Raw genomic sequence first — 17,404 nt, forward strand, 5'->3', positions numbered from 1 at the left:
GGCTGACATCGAGACGCCCCGCGTATCAGGAGTGACGCACGCAGTGCAGGCAGGTTCCACGGCGTCTTCGCTCTCAATCCCGCTCATGCGCTCCCGCGTTCTTGCCGAACGTGCGGCGTCGCGTCACCGCTCCATCACCGGTGACCGCCGCACCTGTGCCTGCCGTACTTCATCCCCTTGCTCTCGACGACGGGCCTCGAGCACCTCGGCCAATCGTTGGCGCAACCGTCCCGCCAACTCCGTCAGCGCCTCGCGAGGTAGCTTCGCTCCGAGCGCGAGCAGCTCTCCACCCTCCCGCTCGATGACGAGCATGGGCCGGGCTCGCCGCTCGCCTTGCTGCAAGTGCGCGCGCACGTCGATGTCCCGGATGAGGTGCGCGGCGATCCGGATCGGCTCCCGAGTCCTGCCCCCGGCCCATGTCACCTCCAGTCCCTGCCGCGACACGGTGAGCCGGCAGGTGGTGCGCATCGCATTCAGGGTCTCCCGCAGCGACATGAAGCCCATGCCCAGGATGACCGCCGCGCCCCCCAGCAGGGAGAGCACAACGCCCGGGGCGAGCGACCTGAAGGAGTTGTTCACCAGGTAGCACGGGACCAGACCCAGCCCCAGCACGCCCATTTCGGTGCCCAGCTGCCACCTATACCCGAGCCACCCGGGAGCAGACAGCGTCGCCACGAGTCGGCCGTCCTGCTCGGCGACCTGGATGCGCACACTCGTCGGAGCCTTGGGCTTGGAGCTCGTGGGGCGCTCCTCCTTCCACGAGCGGAACCGGGAGCCCTCGCGAGCGGTCGTCTCCTCGAAGGAGCGCACGCGCCCACCGTCCACCTGCAGTCCCAGGCCCGCGTGGCGGGCCACGGCTTCGGCCAGGGCGAGTGCCTCGTCGTCGTCATGGGTGCTGGACAGAGGCAGGGCCACCCCTTCGGGCCCGTGGAGCACCACCTTGCCTGGAGGAGTTCGCTGCGACTGGCTTTCCGAGGTGAGGAGCCGCACCTGCGTGAACGCCGCGAGCGGCCGCTCGCTCCGGTAGAAGGGAATGCCGAGACCCCTGCCCCAGGTGACCCGGCCATGTTCCCCTCGCTCCAGGACGATTCGCCGGACACCCAGCAACTGCTCAAGGCCGCTGATGAGCGAGAACACCAGGACGAGCAGCGGCGAGAGGAACTCTCTGGGCCGGGCCACCAGCCACGCGCCCGACGCCGCGGCGGTGAACAGGAGAAAGCCGCCGCGGATGAGCCTCGACCGCTTGCTCTCATACTGGATGATCAGCCGGGAGCCGTCCACCCACCATTGGTCGTCGCCACACCTCTTCATGACCCGGACACTCTACCCGAGCCGGGCCAGCATCTGGCTCGGAGCAGACTCCCTGGGTTGGGCCGGACAGACCTTTTGATGCGCCCATCCGTTTACTGGCTCCTATTCGCAGTCCCAGGGACTTTCATGCTCGACCACGTCGTCCCACGCGCCCTCCTGGTGCTCGTCACCGTCGGCCTCGCCATTCCCATGACCCTCCAGCAGCAGCAGGTATTGGCTGCCCGGGCGGACACGGCTTCACTTGGCGGGCCCGAGCGCTCTCTGACCTTCATCAGCACCGACAAGCCCCTCTACCGGCCCGGTGAGCAGGTGATGGCCCGAGGTCTCATACTCAAGGCCCACGGCCATACCCCCCTCGCGAATCCGGTGCAGGCTACCGTGGAGATCCGGGGTCCCAAGGGGGACGTCGTCACCTCCGCGAGGGTGATGAGCGAGCATTCGGTCTGGGGCTACTCCTGGACCGTCCCGGAGGACATGGCCGGGGGCGAGTACACGCTCAGCGTCTCCTACCCCTGGACGGGCGAGGCCCCCGCCGAGCGCAAGTTTGACGTGCGTGCCTACCGCGCTCCCCGACTCAAGTCGCAGATCGAGTTCCTCCGCGATGGTTACGGACCGGGGGACACCGTCACCGCCACGCTCGACGTGAAGCGTGCCGAGGGCGGCGTTCCCTCGGGCGCCCGGGTGACCGCCACCGCCCTCGTGGATGGCGTCACCGCGGCGCAGGTGATGGGCGTGGTCGACGCGCAGGGGTTGTGCACCGTCAGCTTCAAGCTGCCCACCCGGATCGAGCGGGGCGAGGGCTCTCTCGCCTTCGCCATCGAGGACGGTGGCGTGGTCGAGACGGCGGCCAAGACGATCCCCATCCTGCTGCAGACCCTCGATCTCGCCCTGTATCCGGAGGGCGGCGACCTGGTGGCGGGACTTCCCTCGCGCGTCTATTTCCAGGCGCTGACGCCCGCGCAGAAGCCCGCGGACCTGTCCGGCGCGGTGATCAACCTGGCCACGGGCGAGGTGGTGGCGCCGGTGCGCTCGGAGCACGAGGGCCGGGGCCGCTTCGAGCTGACCCCGAAGGCCGGCGTGAAGTACGCGCTGCGCATCGACGAGCCCTCGGGCATCCGCAAGCCCTTCCCTCTGCCCGAGGTGAAGGCCCGGGGCGCCGTCCTCCGTGCGCGCGAGGACGTCATCCCCGCCGGACAGCCCGTGGTGCTCACCGTGGGGCTGTCGGGGGTGAAGCAGGCGAAGCTGACCCTGAGCCAGCGTGAGGTGGAGCTCGACTCGTCGCGGGTGGACCCGAACGAGAAGGTCATCCTCGACCCGAAGGACGCGGACGGCGTGCTCATCGCCACCGTGTGGGACGCCGAGGGCCGTCCGCTCGCGGAGCGGTTGGTGTTCCGCCAGCCCGCGAAGGCCTTGTCCATCGAGCTGAAGGCGAACAAGCCGCGCTACGTGCCGGGCGACCAGGTGGAGCTCACCGCCCGGACGACACGCGGAGGCAAGCCGGTTTCGGCGCTGGTGATGCTCACCGTCACGGACGACGCGATGCTGGAGCTCATCGAGAAGCGTGAGCAGGCGCCCCAGTTGCCGGTGATGGTGCTGCTCGAGCCCGAGGTGAAGGAGCTGGCCGACGCCCAGGTCTACTTCGACGAGAAGAACCCCAAGGCGAAGCTGGCGGTGGACCTGCTGCTGGGCACCCAAGGCTGGCGGCGGTTCGCGCTGGCGGATGCCGAGCAGTTCGTTTCCCAGCATGGCGATCCGGCCCGGCGCGTGCTCGCCGTCCGGGTGCCGCTGGAGCCCTCGAGAGAGGAGTTCGAGGGGGGCGTCATCCCCGAGGTGCTGGTGGCCGGGGGGCCTTCTCCCATGCCTGCCCAAGTGCCCCAGGCCGCGCCGGTTCCTCAGGCCGCGCCGGTCCCCCGAGCCGCGCCGCCCGCCGCACCCCCACTCCCCTCCGCCAAGAAGCCCGTGGCGCCCAGGGGCATGGTGGAGGCGGAGCGCAGGGCCAAGAGAGAGGCCTCGCGGCAACAGGCGATCGTCGCGGACAGGGAGATGCCAGCGGACGAGCGCATGGCGGGGAAGCGCTTGCACTCCGAGCCCTCGGTCTATTTCCGCGAGTACGCCCACACGGTGCGGCCTGGGCGCAAGCCGGGGGACCGCGTGGACTTCACGGAGACGCTCTTCTGGAACGCGGGCGTGCGCACCGATGCGAAGACGGGGGAGGTTCGCGTCTCGTTTGGTCTGAACGACTCGGTCACCAGCTTCAAGGCGTTCGCGGGGGCCGTGGGGGCTGACGGTGCGCTCGGCTCGGCGGTGGCCACGATCGAGTCGGTGCAGCCCTTCTATGTCGAGCCCAAGCTGCCGCTCGAGGTGACGTCCGGGGATGTGATTCAACTGCCGCTGGCGCTGGTGAATGGCACGTCCACGACGCTCCAGGGAGCGGCGGTGAAGGTCGGCCTGCGCGGTGACGTGAAGGCGTCCTCCTTCCCGACGATGAACCTGGCCGCGAACGAGCGGGCTCGGCGCATCCTGGAGCTGAAGGTCGGTTCTCAGTCCAGACCCGTGGAGGTGTCGCTCACGGCGACCGCGGGCAACTACGTGGATACGGTGAGGCGCACGTTGAGCATCAAGCCCAATGGCTTCCCCCTCCGCGCCTCGTTCGGCGGGCTGCTGTCGTCACGGCAGCCGGTGGTGCACTCGGTGACGCTGCCCGCCAACCATGTGCGCGGCAGCGTGAAGTCCTCCATCGCGGTGTACCCCTCGCCCCTGGCCAACATGACCGAGTCGCTGGCCCGGCTCATCCAGGAGCCCTCCGGCTGCTTCGAGCAGACGAGCTCGACCACCTATCCGATGACGATGGCGCAGCAGTACTTCCAGACGCACAGCGGGGTGAGCCCTCAGTTGGTGGCGTCGGCGCGCGAGAAGCTGGAGACGGGCTACAAGCGGCTGGTGGGCTTCGAGTGCTCGGAGAAGGGCTACGAGTGGTTCGGTGAGAATCCCGGCCACGAGGCCCTCACGGCGTTCGGGTTGATGCACTTCAGCGACATGAAGCAGGTGCGGGACGTGGACGCCGCCATGCTCGAGCGCACGCGGGCCTGGCTGCTCAAGCAGCGCGATGGCAAGGGAGGCTTCGCGCGGAAGCGGCGCGCGCTCCACACCTGGATCGAGGACCCCGACACCTCCAATGCCTATATCCTCTGGGCCCTGCTGGAGAGCGCGGACAAGCCGACGGAGCAGGCCCGTGAGCTGTCCAAGGAGGTGGGCGCGCTGAAGGCGGCCGCCATCAAGAGCCAGAACAGCTACGTGCTCGCACTTGCGGCGAACGTGATGGCGCTCGCGGGGGAGGGGGCCGAGGCCCGCAAGCTCATGGAGCGGCTCGCCGCGAAGCAGGGGAAGACCGGGGTGGTGGAGGGGGGCACGCAGTCGATCGTCGGCAGCTCGGGCGAGACGCTCCAGATCGAGACCACCGCGCTGGCGGTGCTGGCCTGGCTGAGGGAGCCCTCCCACCTGGTGAACGTGGAGCGCTCGATGCGGTTCCTGGCGGACTCGTGCGAGGGAGGCCGCTACGGCTCGACCCAGAGCACGGTGCTCGTGCTGCGTGCCATCGTCGCCTACGATCAGGCGCGCTCGGCGAAGCGGGCTCCAGGCTCGGTCCGCGTCTACGTCGACGGCCAGCCCGTGGGCGGCGCCGTGAAGTTCGATGGCAAGACGCAGGAGGCGCTCAAGCTGCCGGACGTGTCCGAGCTGCTCACCGCGGGCGAGCGGAAGATCGAGCTGCGGATGGAAGGCGGCTCGGAGCTGCCCTACTCGATCGAAGTCACCTACAACGCCCTCGTGCCGGCCAGCTCGCCAGACACCCGGGTGGACCTGGAGGTGGCGCTGGCAAAGACGGCCCTGACAGAGGGCGAGCCGACCGAGGCGCGTGTCTGGGTGACGAACCGGAGCGACCAGAAGCTGTCCACCACCGTGGCGATCTTCGGCGTGCCGGGCGGACTCGAGGTCCGGCATGACCAGCTCAAGGAGCTGGTGAAGAAGCACACGGTGGATGCCTACGAGGTGATCGGCCGCGACGTCGTCCTCTACTGGCGGGGCATGGAGCCGCGGAAGAAGCTGGAGGTGCCCCTGTCGCTGATCGCGGCGGTGCCGGGCACCTACACGGGTCCGGCGAGCCGCGCGTACCTCTACTACGCGGACGATCACAAGATCTGGCGTGATGGCCTCAAGGTGTCCATCGCTCCGAAGCAGTGAGCCGTCGCGTCCCCATCATCGCGCTCCAGGGGGCCCGGGCCGAGAACGTCAGGATAGAGCGTCAGGCTTTGGGAGAAATCACCCGAAAGCAGATGAAACACTTCACTCGAAAGAGGGAGCGAACGCTCACCGGCCGTGAGTCATCAATGCTGGTGTTGCAATCCACGAACAGGGATGGGAGATGCAAGGAGACGTCCACGACAATTCAAACCTTCGACGTTCAAGAGGAGCTTTCATGGCACGTTTTCAAGCGATTCCCTTCGAAGAAGCCACTGGCGCCACCGCGGAAGTCTTCACTGCGCTCAAGCAGTCCTTGGGCCGCATCCCCAATGCCTATGCGACTCTCGGCAGCCTGCAGCCCGCTGCCCTGAAGGCGATGCTCGCGGCGGACAAGGCGCTGGCCGGGGGCAGCCTCAGCAAGCCCGACCAGGAGACCGTGAAGCTGGTGGTCAGCGAGGCCGTCGGTTGCGACTACTGCGTGGCGGCCCACACGCTGGTCGGCAAGATGGCGGGGCTGAGCCCGGAAGCCATGCGCCAGGTGCGCGCCGGCCAGCCCACCGGAGACGCCAAACGCGACGCCTTGGTGCGCTTCGTCCGCTACCTCCTGGCCCACCCTGGCACGCTGCCCGATGCGGAGGTGAGCGCCATCCTCGAAGCTGGCTACACCCCCCAGCAATTGGTGGAAGTCGGGCTGGCCATCTCGGTGATTACGTTCACCAACGTCTTCAATCGAATCAACGACACCGTGCTGGATTTCCCGAAGCCGCAGTGAGGTCGCCGTCGGGAAGGTGTACACGACTCCTGCTGGCGTGACCTGGGCGCTTTCCTCCATGAAAAGTGTGACAGGGAAAAGGAACCGTCAGCCCGTCGCCCGGAACCTCGCGTCGGGTTGATGAGGAAGATGTACAGCGACAGTCGTTACGACGAAACGGGCAAAAGGTGGTTCGAATCGTTCGAGAAAATCGAATGTCTGCGCCCTCGCATCGGGATGTCGATTGCCTTGACCTCAAGTGCACTTGAGGTCGTAGCTATTGAGGCGACTGAAATCCCATTGCCTTTCAAGGCAAGGAGGCAGGCATGCGAGTCGTCGAGGTGACGCGTTTCGGGGGGCCCGAGGTGTTGGTGACGCGCGAGGTACCGGAGCCGGTCGCGGGGCCCGGGCAAGTCGTGGTGGACGTGTCCGCCGTATCCGTCCTGTTCCTGGACACGCAGCTCCGGCGAGGGTGGGGGCGGGAATACTTTCCGGTGAATCCTCCGTACGTGCCGGGTAACGGGGTTGCCGGGCGGGTACGCTCCGTGGGTGCGGGGGTGGACCCGAGCTGGGTGGGTCGGCGTGTCGTCACCCGGACCGTGGGGAATGGCGGTTATGCCGAGCAGGCCCTGGCCCCGGTGGAGGGGTTGAGCTTGGTGCCAGAGGGGCTGGGCTTGCGCGAGGCGGCGGCGCTCCTCCATGACGGTGCCACGGCGCTGGGGCTCGCCGAGAGGGCGCGACTCCGTCCGGGGGAGTGGGTGCTGATCACCGCGGTGGGTGGCGGTCTCGGCCTGCTGTTGGTGCAGCTGGCCCGCGCGGCCGGTGCTCGGGTCATCGGCGCGGCGCGCGGCAAGCAGAAGCTGGGTGTAGCTCGGGAGCTGGGGGCCGAGGCTGTGTTCGACTACTCCGAGCCGGGCTGGGCCGAGCGGGTTCGTGAGGTGACGGGAGGGAAGGGGCCTGACGTGGTCTTCGACGGCGCCGGTGGGGCAGTGGGCCAGGCCGCGTTCGAGGTGACGGCGCGAGGCGGTCGTTTCTCCGCGCATGGTGCACCAGGTGGAGGGTTCACGCAGATTGATCCCCAGGAGGCGGAACGGCGTGGGGTGACCGTGCGAGGAATCGATCAGGTGCAGTTCGGGCCCGAGGAGGCGAAGCGGATGGCCGAGCTCGCGCTGGCCGAGGCCGCCGCGGGCCGGCTCAAGCCAGTCATTGGGCACACCTTCCCCCTGGAGCGGGCTGCCGAGGCCCACGCCGCGCTAGAGGCTCGAGGCGTCGTCGGAAAGACGCTGCTGGTGCTCTGAACCGTTGTTCCATAGGTGGAACGGTTCTTCTGAGCGCCACTGTCAGGTCATGGGGTGTGCGGCAGCGCTTCCGCTGCCCCCGTGGCGCGGCGTTCGGTCTTCTTCTTCTGGCCCAACTTCACCGAGTGGTAGCGGAAGTCCGACCCGAGCAGGGCAATTGCGGCCGCCACCAGGAGCCAGAACGGGACGCCCACCCCCCACCTCCACCATCCGATGAGCGGCACCAGCAGAAAGGCGACCGCCAGGTTCCACCCCAGTGTGGACAGGTTCCAGAGATAGATGGAGAGCTCGCTCGCCTCGCGGTCGTACTCGGGCGTACCTGGGCCTGCGGCGGGCGGGTTGGGTGGCTTGTCATGGTTGAACAGCTGGTCCACCAGGCTTCGGTAGGGGTGTTTTTTCTTCTTGTTGCCGAGCCGCTCCGCCAGTGAGCACCCGAGCCGTACGAGGGCATGGCAGAACAGCCCCGCCACGAAGGTCGCGATGATGAGGGCAATGGCTACCATCAAGGCGAGCAACCAGTTCCTCGCCGAGTCGCTTCCCCAAGCCCTGGCGAGCTGCTGGAACTGCGTGGAGTGGGCGAGCTTGTCGAAGTGAAACCACCCGATCGCGAATAGCACGATCGCTCCCGGCATGAAGAACGCGATGTCGAAGGCGCGGAAGAAACCACCCACGGACTTCACGCCCTCCTTGGCCATCTCTTGTCCGGGCATGGTGCTCCTCCTTCTGCTAGGACGCGACAGATTCTCTCCTCTGGAATCATGGTTACTCGCCAGCGGGTGAGCGCAAGCGCCGGTAGGTGTACGGACGGACGGCCTGAGGGTCGTCCCGCCTTCCAGCCAGTTCTGTTCGTGCTTCGTCAACCCCACCTCTCTCTTAACCTCCTCTTGGAGGCACGACGGGAAGGGGATGACATGCGCTCGACTAGCGGTACTTCGTGCGACGTTGGCTTCGGTATCGCGCACGGCCCCAGGCCCGAGGCCACGGCGCTCAGGTGGCTCGAGCTCCTGCCCGCCACCCAGAGGGCCCTGGAGGAACTCATCCACTGGCTGGATGCGGCCTGCCGCTCACGCCGGGACGAGGGCTCGGCCGGCTCGAGTTCCAAGGAAGAGCAGCTCGCGACGAGCGCACTCGTCTCGGGTGACCGGGGTTTCGGGAAGACAACCATCCTGCTGTCGATGTCCTATGCACTCCGCAATCCCCAAGAGTTTTTTAGCTCCCGTGCCGACGGCGCGTCCTCCCCCTTGGACGAGTTCCGGGACAAGGAGCGCTGCGAGAAGCTCTTCAATGTACTCAAGAAACTCGGGGAGCACATCGTCTGGCTGGACTCCCTGGACATGGAGCCGCTGCCCACGCAGGTCAACCTCCTGGCCACGCTGCTGGTGCGTGTGCGCAACGCGCTGGATCCCAGCCCCGAGCACAGGCGGAGGGACGGATGGGCACCTCCCTCTCTCCTGGAGGAGGGCTTGAATGATCCCTATGGGAAGATCGACAAGCTCGTCCGGGATGCCACCTTCATGTGGGAGGACAGCCCGGTACAGGCAAAGGATCCTCGCCAGCGAGCCGAGCAGCAGATCAAGGCAGCGGAGATCTATGCCACCTTCCGGCGTGACTTCTTCGAGGCCATGGACTCGGTGTCCCGGCTCCTGGCGGAGCGCAGGTTCGGCCACGGCAGCCAGCAGAAGGTCCTCCTGGTGCTGCCCATCGACAACGTGGATCGCAGCATCCAGCACCTTCATCTCATTCTCAAACTGACGCGGATGGTGGCCAGCCGGCAGCTCTGGTTCGTTCTCGCCTCCGGGCGTTCCGAGTTCCAGCTCTTCCTGGAGCGCTCCTTCCAGATGGAGTTGACCTCATCCGGCCAGACCCCTCTGGGGCCGAAGAGCCGGGAGGAGACGTTGTCCATCGCACGCCGCCAGGCCGCTGCCGCCATGCGCCGGGTGCTGCCCCCCATCCACCGCATCCAGATTGTCTCGGTCAAGCCCAGGGAGGCCTGGAACTTCGAGGCGCCCCCCCCTCTGTCGGGCAGTGGGTACGATGCGAGGAGCCTCTCGCACTTCCTCAGGAAGATCCGACTCCCCAGTCAGAAGGAGGAGTCGCACGGGCTGAAGAGCTTCGCCGACCTCTTCGACCTCCGGGATCGGCTCATCGTCTGGGACGACAAGAAGCCGTCGAAGCTGAAGGACGCCTCGCTCTTGACGGAGTACAGCCAGACCCTGAGGGAGCAAGGGGTGTTCTCGCTGCAGGATGTGCATCGGTTGGACGCCTTCATCAAGTTCCTGAAGCTGGAAAAGAATGTGGAGCGTCTGAACGAGCACCTCGAGAAGCGCTTGAAGGAGAAGAAGACTCCCAAGGAAGAGACCCAGGCCACGGACCCCGGGGAGGATGAGCTCGACTGCCTGGCTGAGTTCGTCAACCAACTAAGGACAGAGGGGGAGAACGGTTGGAGCTGGGCTCAGGAGAGCACCCCTCCCATTTTCAGCTATGCGGCCAGACTGGCCCTCACCCTGTCGGCTCGGTCCGCCTTGGACCTGTGGCAGTCCGTCCGGGTCGCGGCTCAGGAGACGGAGAATCACCTCGCGCAGGGCCACCCGCTCCCGGATGGCAGCGCGAGCCACAACCCGGGTGCGGAGCCTTTCTGCGAGTCCTGCGAAGAGCAGCCCATCAAGATCGCTGAGGCGATGCTGCGTGCTTCCGTTGATGAGAGCGATCTTCCTGGCTGGGCCAGTGAGCAACTCCTCAACCGGATCATGCGTCGCAACGTGCAGGGGAGCACCGTCCTGGATCTCACCGGCAATCCCATCCAGCGGCTTAAGCGCACCTCCCTGTCCGAAGTGTTGCATTGGCACCCGGACAAGCAAAAGCCCGAGAGCAACCATTTCGAGGTGCTGCGCACCGAGCTGCACCTGCGGCACTTCCAGGACGTCATCCTCGAGCAGCGCGACCTCGACAAGCCCGGCCGCAAGGTCCTCATGCCGTCCAACGTCGCTGGTTGGTTCATGTTGTTGCACGATCTGCTGGTACTCACCCGGGAACGGAGGGTGATGAACCTCTCGACCACTCCCCGCGAAATGCTTCCCGAGCTGACGGTGACGCTGCACGAGGTGCTGCTGAAGCCTCCTGGAGCCGGCAAGCTCGACACCGAGCTCGAGTTCTGGTGGCTCCTCCCTAGCTGGAACACCTTCATCGACTTCGTCATCTTCACCATGCAATGGCGGGCCTTCCTCCATCGCATCCAGAATCTCTTTCAGGCTTCCGACGCAGTGGCCTCCTCAAAGCGCGAGCAGCTCAAGGAGATGGATGCCAAGAAGTTCAGCTTCGTCATGGCGGCGTGGATCGACAATGTGTGCTCGGTGTCTGGTGAGAGACGCGGTGGGTGGGATTGGACGAGGCTCGCGAAGGTGGTGCATCGAAAGGAGGATGCGGATGCTCTGACGCTCACCAAGGACAAGGACTTCTTCGATTACGTGTGGAGTGTCATGAATAACATCGAGACGCTCTTCGCCAGAGCTTGGGAGAGCAGGGCCAGCTACCACCGGCTGGGGATAGCCTGCTTCTGGTTGGACCATTGCCTGCCGTTGTTGCTGGGGTCGGAGTTCATTCCATCCCAGAGCAGGAGTCACTTCGAGAAGGTGCTGAAAACACCGCCTCCGGGCGTCACCCACCGTCACTGGTGGAGCAGGCACGAGGGGTTGAAGTCGGAGCTCCTGAACCAGCGCCGGTACGCCATGGTCCTCGGGGAGGTGGAGCACTCCAGGGCCTATAAACTCCACAAAAAGCGCCACGACAAGGCCCTTGGCGCCGATGCCCTCAGTCTTTACGGCTGGCTCTCGCGGGCCTGCGAGGAGTGGATCACCAGCAGTCGAGCCGCCAAGGGGAAGGAGGGTCGCGGGAAGCAGGTGCGTGTGACGAAGGTTCCCGAGCAGGGCAGGGTCGTTCAGAAGGGACGGCTCCGCCTCGGTGAGGCGGTGCACAGGGAAGTGAGAGCCCCGGCGAGGAGGCGGAGGAGGAGGGGTCCCTTGAAATGAACCAGACCCATGCTTCCACCGGCGCTTCCCTGGCACCGCGGCGCGTCCCCGAGGCCTACGTCCGGGCAGAGATCGCCAGCCATCCCCTGGTCAGCCTGAAAGCATTCCGGAGGGCCATGGTGAATCTGAATCCCGAGCTCGACACCATCCGAGGTGGACGGACGCGGGAGCTGTGGATGGAGTGCGAGGAGTCGCTGTCACAACATGCGAGCGGCTGGTCTCTGGACCGGCTCATCATGGCGCGCGACTTCTTCTGGTTCGGCGCGGTCCCGGGCCGCCGGAGGCTCTCCTCCCTCCAGCCCGTCTCCCTGTTGCGCTACCTGCGCAAGTTGGCCGGCAGCTTCCTCGAGTCTCGTCCTGGTGTCACCGAGGTCGTTCAGAGCTACGACGCCAACGCCTTCGACGCTTCCATCCACTACCGCTGGCTCATCTTCGCCCTTCCCGAGGACCTGCTGCTTTCCGCGCTGCCGGTGGAGCCTCCTCCCTCCTATGTCAACGTGGATCCTCCCCTGCTGCTGCGGCGGTTGGTGGATATCGGCGTGGCGGAGATCCACCACCACATCGGCGCGGGCATGGATTTCTCCCTCCTCTGGGCCTCGCTGCTGGCGAGACTGGCGGATCCCGCCCTCTCGCACGATGAGCTGCAGAGCCCCGCTCTGCCTTTCGAGGGAGAGACGATGCTGAAGTGGCTGCTCGCCGCGGCCGTGGCCCGCTGTGTGCTTGCCGAGTTCCTCCGGTCCATCGGCGACACGCGCCCCGCCTTTCTCGGGCTGAGTGACTTCCTGGATGAGCTGAGCCGCAGGCCGGCGTGGCGCCCCTACCAGCTCCAGGTGTTCTACAGGACTCTCCGGGCCCTCTCTCATGGCGACGAGTCGGAGCTCCCCGACTTCTACCGGTTGCATGACCTCTACAGGCAGCTCCACACTTCCGGGAATGCCCTTCGCGAATGGCCTCCCCAGACACTGGTGGAGATATGGCAGCGTTGCGATCCCATCGCCGTGCGCTTGCGTCTGAAGACCCCCAATGGAGGGGAGCGCTGGCTGATGCGCCATGGCCTGGCCTACCTCGCGCAGCGCGAGCAGGAGGACGGCTCCGCCCCACAGCAGGACGGACTCTTCGCCCGTCTCTTCTGGCAGGCGCTGCGGGTGCGCTGCCTGTACTACCGCACGGTGGTGCAGCGGCCGATGACGGCGGGGCTGCAATGGTTTGTCCGGTTCTATGACCGGCTGCTCTGGGTGCGCGCTCCGCTGCATGCCGCCCGCGCCGAGGTGTCCTTCCACGTCGCGGGTCGGGGTCAGCCCCTCACAGCCCTGGAGGTGCGCACCGCGCCAGGTCCTGATTCCTTCGCGCTGGCCGAGGATCTCCGGGTGCTCATCCGCTCGTGGCGGCAGGTGCTCCAGCACACCGAGGCGCCGAGGCACGGCCGACGGGAGCCCGAGTTCGGGGTGCTCATCCACTTCACCAAGGAGCGGGACCCGGACAAGCTCTGGGCCATTGGGGCCCCTCCGGCCGGAGAACGGCGGACGCACGCTGAGCCCCACCCTCGTGATGTCGTCCGTCTGGGGGGCCGCTATGGGGACTTCTTCTCGGATCAGGTGGTGAGGGCCCATTCCATCACGGACCTGTTGCAGCGAGTGCCGCTGGTGCTGTGGTTGTTGCGCGGGCTGGACGTGGCCTCCGACGAGCTGGGGGTCCCCACCTGGGTGCTGGTGCCGCTCTACCGCTACGTCCAATGGCAGGCGAACCTGTCCGCGACGACCTTCGCCGATCAGCACCGCCTCTATCAGCCCCCTCCGCTGCAGCTCACAGCCCACGTGGGAGAGGACTTTCGTCATCTCATGGAAGGCATGCGGCGCATCTTCGAGTGCATCCAGTACCTGCTGGGCCGCTCCCGGGGACGGCTGGGGCACGCCACGGCGCTCGGTGTGGAACCCCGCCTGTGGTCGGAGTCGGCCGGCTCGGTGATGACGACGGCCGAGGACCGGCTGTGGGACTTGATCTTCGAGTGGCGGCTGTACAGCAGCTATCGGATCGATCCGGAGCTGAGAGCCGAGGCGCCTCCCGGGCGGCCGGAACAGGTGGAGAACCGCATCCGGGAACTGTCCGGCGTCGTTTTCCGTCGCAGCTACGAGCCTCAGGTGCTGGCCGAGGTTCACCACGTGCTGCACCAGCTCTTCTGTGTTCCGGTGGCCCGCGTGCGGCCGGAGGGCAGCCTGGATGGCTTCGACCGTGGAGTGCGGATGCTGGACCCCGAGCACGTGCGCTTTCACCCGGTGGTGAGCAGCATCCTGCGCTGCTACCGCGAGGACGAGCAGGTCTTCCTGCGCGGGCAGGAGCCGGTGGATATCTCCCTGGATGCCTCCGAGGTGTCGGCGCTCTACGCCGTGCAGAACGCCTTGCGGCGCGGCATGGCCTACCGGGGGCTCGTCGTGGAGGTCAACCCTTCCAGCAACCTGCTGATCGGGGACCTGTTGGATCTGCGCAACCATCCCATCCTGCGCCTCTTCCCCCCGGAGCAGGAGGAGGATGCCCCTCCCCCGGTGCCCATCGCCGTGGGCTCGGACGACCCCATCACTTTCAGCACCTGGCTGCTGCGGGAGTATTCGTTGCTGCACGAGGCAGCGCTGTCCGCGGGCTATCCGGAGCGGGTAACCATCGAGTGGTTGGAGCGCATCCGGCGCACGGGCCTGGATGCCCGCTTCACGGTGGCCTGGCTCCCCACTGCCGACGAGCTGGCGGAGCGGCTGCTGCGCGAGCTCGATCAATACCTGCAGAACCCTCGTCCGCTCCCCGACTGAAGAGCGCTCGATGAATCCCGGAGGTGGCAAGTCGGGTGATCCAAAAGGTGGGTGGGGAAGACGCAGCCCCACCCCCAGGGGTCGGGTGCGAGAGGCACCTTCTGAAGTAAACCGGCGTGAGCAGTCGTTGGAGGAGTGCCGGCAGCAGGCCGAACTGCACCTGCAGGCGGTGCTGGCCCAGAGGACGACCCGGAGCTGACGCGTGGGCAGCAGGCGGCACGACTCGCCTGCTTCCACCTGCGTCGATGCTCACCGAGAAGCGCGGGAGTTTGGACGGGCCGAGTGTCGCGGCCTGAAACTGGCACGCGCGGCCGGTGCGCGGGTCATTGGTGCCGCGCGCGGCAAGCAGATGCTGGGTGTAGCCCGGGAACTGGGTGCCGAGGCTGTGTTCGACTACTTCGAGCCTTCGACGGCGCCGGTGGGCCAGGCCGCGTTCGAGGTGATACCTGTCATTGGACAGACCTTCCCACTAGAGCGGGCTGCGAAGGCGCACGCAGCGCTAGAAGCGCGAGACGTCTTCGGAAAGACGCTGCTGGTCGTGGGCGAGAAGGTGGAGATCAACCCTGGAGCTCCGGGCGATCAAGGCGCAGCAGGGGCCGAGAAGTCAGGATTTTCGGGTACCCTGCGTCCCGGCGCTCATGAGAACTGAACGCATTGTCATCCCTACCTCTTTTGCCCCCAAATCCCTCCTCTGGTGTGGTGACGCGCTCGTCGACTGGGTCTCCGGGGGCCGCTGCTACGCTCTGGATGGACGTATCACCGAGCCCCACATCCGCTATGCCTATCGCTTCGACAGCGCGGTGATGTCCCAGGACGGTCGGTACGCCGTCCTCTACGAGAAGCTCGGGACAAAGGGGCTCCTGCTCCGAGAGGGCGAGGTGCTCCGCGAGCTGAACCGCAGCTTCTACCATGCCGATGCCTATGAGTACCCCATCGCCCTGGTGACCCTGCCGAGTGGCCGCACGCTCCTGGCCCACTGCCCCGACGAATACTGTCGTCTGGAGCTCGAGGACGCCGAGACCGGGGAGCGGCTCACCCGGCGGGACAGCAACTCGCCTGACATCTTCCATTCCCGGCTCCAGTTCAGCCGAGATGGGCGCTACCTGCTCAGCGCGGGGTGGCTCTGGCATCCCGTGGACGTGGCGCATGTCTACGACGTGGCCCTCGCGCTCGAGCAGCCCCAGTCATTGGATGAGCCCAGGAACATCGAGCTGGGTGAATCGTTCATAGAGGTCCACGCGGCGGCTTTCGGCGAGCGGGACACGCTGGTCCTCGAGTGCTCGGGCCTCGACGGTGAAGGGACTCCCTTCGCGGATGAACGGCTGCAGGACTCGGTTTGCCTCGCGGTGTACTCGCCCGCCGAGCGCCGCTTCCTGTCCATCGCCCCGGTGGAGCAGTTCCCGGGGACCCTCCTGGTGGTGGGCGGATACGCGGTCGGCTTCAACGAACACCCCAAGCTCTTCGAGCTGGCGACCGGACGCGTCGTGGAGCAGTGGCCCGAGCTCAACACAGGTCGTCAGGGCAGCAGCATCATCCGCCACCTGCCGCCCTTGCCGCCGTTGGCGTTGGACCCCGCCGGCCGTCGCTTCGCCGTGGCGACGGACAAGAGCATCGAGGTTGTCCGCTTCATTTCAGAGTGACAGCGCGTAGTCTGGAGCGAGGTGAAAAGACAGCGCGATTGGGTCTATCGTCGGGTCCCACCCAATTCCTGCTCATGAACAACCGACCCCATATCTACGCTCCCGAAATCTGGAACAACCCACATCCGTTCTATTCCACGCTGCGGCGTGACGCGCCGGTCAGTCAGGTGGAGCCAGGAGGCATGTGGGCGGTGACACGCTATGAGGACGTGCTCTACGTCCTCAAGCATCCCCAGCTCTTCTCGTCCGAGGGCCTGCGCGCGGCCGTGCAGCCGGCCTGGCTCGAACAGCGCAACCCGGTGTGCGACTCCCTCCTGATGATGGATCCGCCGGCCCACACCCGCTTGCGAGCGCTCATCTCCCGTACCTTCTCGGCCCAGGGCGTGGCCCGCCTGGAGCCCTTCATTCGCTCCTCGGCCGAGTCGATCGTTGCCGACATGCTGGCGCGTCGCCGGGTGGACTTCGTCGAATCAATGGCCCTGGCGCTGCCCTCGCGAGCCATGAGCGCGCTGTTGGGGCTGGATGCCTCGTTGGTGCCGCGCTTCAAGCGTTGGGCGGATGCGGTGGTGAGCGTGGGCATCACCCCCGCGGAAGCCACGCAGCGGCGGGCGGAGTTGTGTGCCGACCTGGATGATCTCAAGCATCACCTGACGCAGGTCCTGGAGCTGCGCCGACGCGAGCCCGGCAACGACGTGGTGAACGATCTGCTGCAGGCTCGGGCGCAGGGCGGGGTGGTGTCGGATGACGAGCTCATGAGCTTCCTCGTCATCCTGCTGATCGCGGGGCTGGAGACGACGTACAACCTGCTGGGGCTCTGCGGACTGATGCTGGCGGACCACCCGGAGCTCTGGGCGCGGCTGAAGGCGGACCGGACGCTCGTGCCCCGGTTCATCGAGGAGGTGTTGCGCTTCCACTCGCCCTCGCAGTCCACCATGCGCATCACCACCCAGGAGACGGAGCTGGGCGGGGTGCGGCTGCCCAAGGGGGCGGTGCTGTTGGTGCAATTCGTTTCGGCCAACCGGGACGAGTCGGTCTTCCCCAACGCCCACCACTTCGACCTGGACCGCACAGGAGCGCCGAACCTGGCCTTTGGCCAGGGCATTCATTTCTGCGTGGGTGCCCCCCTGGCGCGGTTGGAGGCGCGCACGGCCGTGGAGGTGTTGCTCGAGCGGTGTGACCGGCTGGTGCGTGAGCCCGGGCCCGTGACGTGGAACGTGGCGGTGACCACGCGTGGGCTGGCAGTGCTGCCCCTGGAGCTGCTGCCGGTGCCGTGAGGCTCCTGTGAGGTGTTTCAGAGGGACGCAGTGGGGGTCTGCACGGTGAAGAGAGGGTTGAGGATGAC

The 17,404-nt window shown here is 66.6% G+C and carries 10 protein-coding genes; 8 read left to right on the forward strand and 2 right to left on the reverse strand.

Annotated features, from left to right (window positions below; translation table 11 throughout):
• Positions 1 to 123: 123 nt before the first annotated feature.
• Entirely contained in the window at positions 124 to 1,311 is a 1,188-nt protein-coding gene (locus tag F0U60_RS08525) for a hypothetical protein (protein ID WP_395816394.1), read from the reverse strand.
• A gap of 126 nt (positions 1,312 to 1,437) precedes the next feature.
• On the opposite strand from F0U60_RS08525, the gene F0U60_RS08530 reads away from it, so the two are divergent.
• The 3 genes from F0U60_RS08530 to F0U60_RS08540 all read left to right on the forward strand — a co-directional run bounded on the left by F0U60_RS08530 (position 1,438) and on the right by F0U60_RS08540 (position 7,599).
• Positions 1,438 to 5,550: an MG2 domain-containing protein gene (locus F0U60_RS08530; RefSeq protein WP_395816397.1), complete on the forward strand. Its 4,113-nt coding sequence runs from the start codon at positions 1,438 to 1,440 to the stop codon at positions 5,548 to 5,550.
• A 235-nt stretch (positions 5,551 to 5,785) separates the two neighbouring features.
• The gene (locus tag F0U60_RS08535; protein WP_395816399.1) at positions 5,786 to 6,322 is read left to right on the forward strand and encodes a carboxymuconolactone decarboxylase family protein; all 537 of its coding nucleotides are present in this window, start codon (positions 5,786 to 5,788) and stop codon (positions 6,320 to 6,322) included.
• 305 nt (positions 6,323 to 6,627) lie between these two features.
• Positions 6,628 to 7,599, forward strand: a complete 972-nt coding sequence (locus F0U60_RS08540; protein WP_395816401.1) for a zinc-binding dehydrogenase — start codon at positions 6,628 to 6,630, stop codon at positions 7,597 to 7,599.
• Between the two features lie 47 nt (positions 7,600 to 7,646).
• On the opposite strand, the gene F0U60_RS08545 is transcribed toward F0U60_RS08540, so the two are convergent.
• Complete coding sequence (locus tag F0U60_RS08545; RefSeq protein WP_395816404.1) at positions 7,647 to 8,309, reverse strand: hypothetical protein; 663 nt, start codon at positions 8,307 to 8,309, stop codon at positions 7,647 to 7,649.
• Positions 8,310 to 8,510: 201 nt separating this feature from the next.
• On the opposite strand from F0U60_RS08545, the gene F0U60_RS08550 reads away from it, so the two are divergent.
• The 5 genes from F0U60_RS08550 (at position 8,511) to F0U60_RS08570 (ending at position 17,336) form a co-directional block, all read left to right on the forward strand.
• A complete protein-coding gene (locus F0U60_RS08550; protein WP_395816407.1) occupies positions 8,511 to 11,624 on the forward strand; it encodes a hypothetical protein in 3,114 nt (1,037 codons plus the stop codon).
• On the forward strand, positions 11,621 to 14,422 hold the full coding sequence (locus F0U60_RS08555; protein WP_395816410.1) for a hypothetical protein: 2,802 nt from the start codon (positions 11,621 to 11,623) through the stop codon (positions 14,420 to 14,422). Before F0U60_RS08550 ends, F0U60_RS08555 begins: the two co-directional genes overlap by 4 nt.
• Positions 14,423 to 14,624: 202 nt before the next feature.
• Positions 14,625 to 15,071 carry a hypothetical protein gene (locus F0U60_RS08560; RefSeq protein WP_395816412.1) on the forward strand — a complete coding sequence of 149 codons (447 nt, stop codon included), beginning with the start codon at positions 14,625 to 14,627 and terminating at the stop codon, positions 15,069 to 15,071.
• Positions 15,061 to 16,062, forward strand: a complete 1,002-nt coding sequence (locus F0U60_RS08565; protein WP_395816414.1) for a hypothetical protein — start codon at positions 15,061 to 15,063, stop codon at positions 16,060 to 16,062. Before F0U60_RS08560 ends, F0U60_RS08565 begins: the two co-directional genes overlap by 11 nt.
• A gap of 74 nt (positions 16,063 to 16,136) precedes the next feature.
• On the forward strand, positions 16,137 to 17,336 hold the full coding sequence (locus F0U60_RS08570) for a cytochrome P450 (RefSeq protein ID WP_395816416.1): 1,200 nt from the start codon (positions 16,137 to 16,139) through the stop codon (positions 17,334 to 17,336).
• The last annotated feature ends 68 nt before the right edge of the window (positions 17,337 to 17,404 follow it).

This window comes from Archangium minus (genome assembly GCF_044360475.1).
In the GTDB taxonomy this organism is placed as follows: domain Bacteria; phylum Myxococcota; class Myxococcia; order Myxococcales; family Myxococcaceae; genus Archangium; species Archangium minus.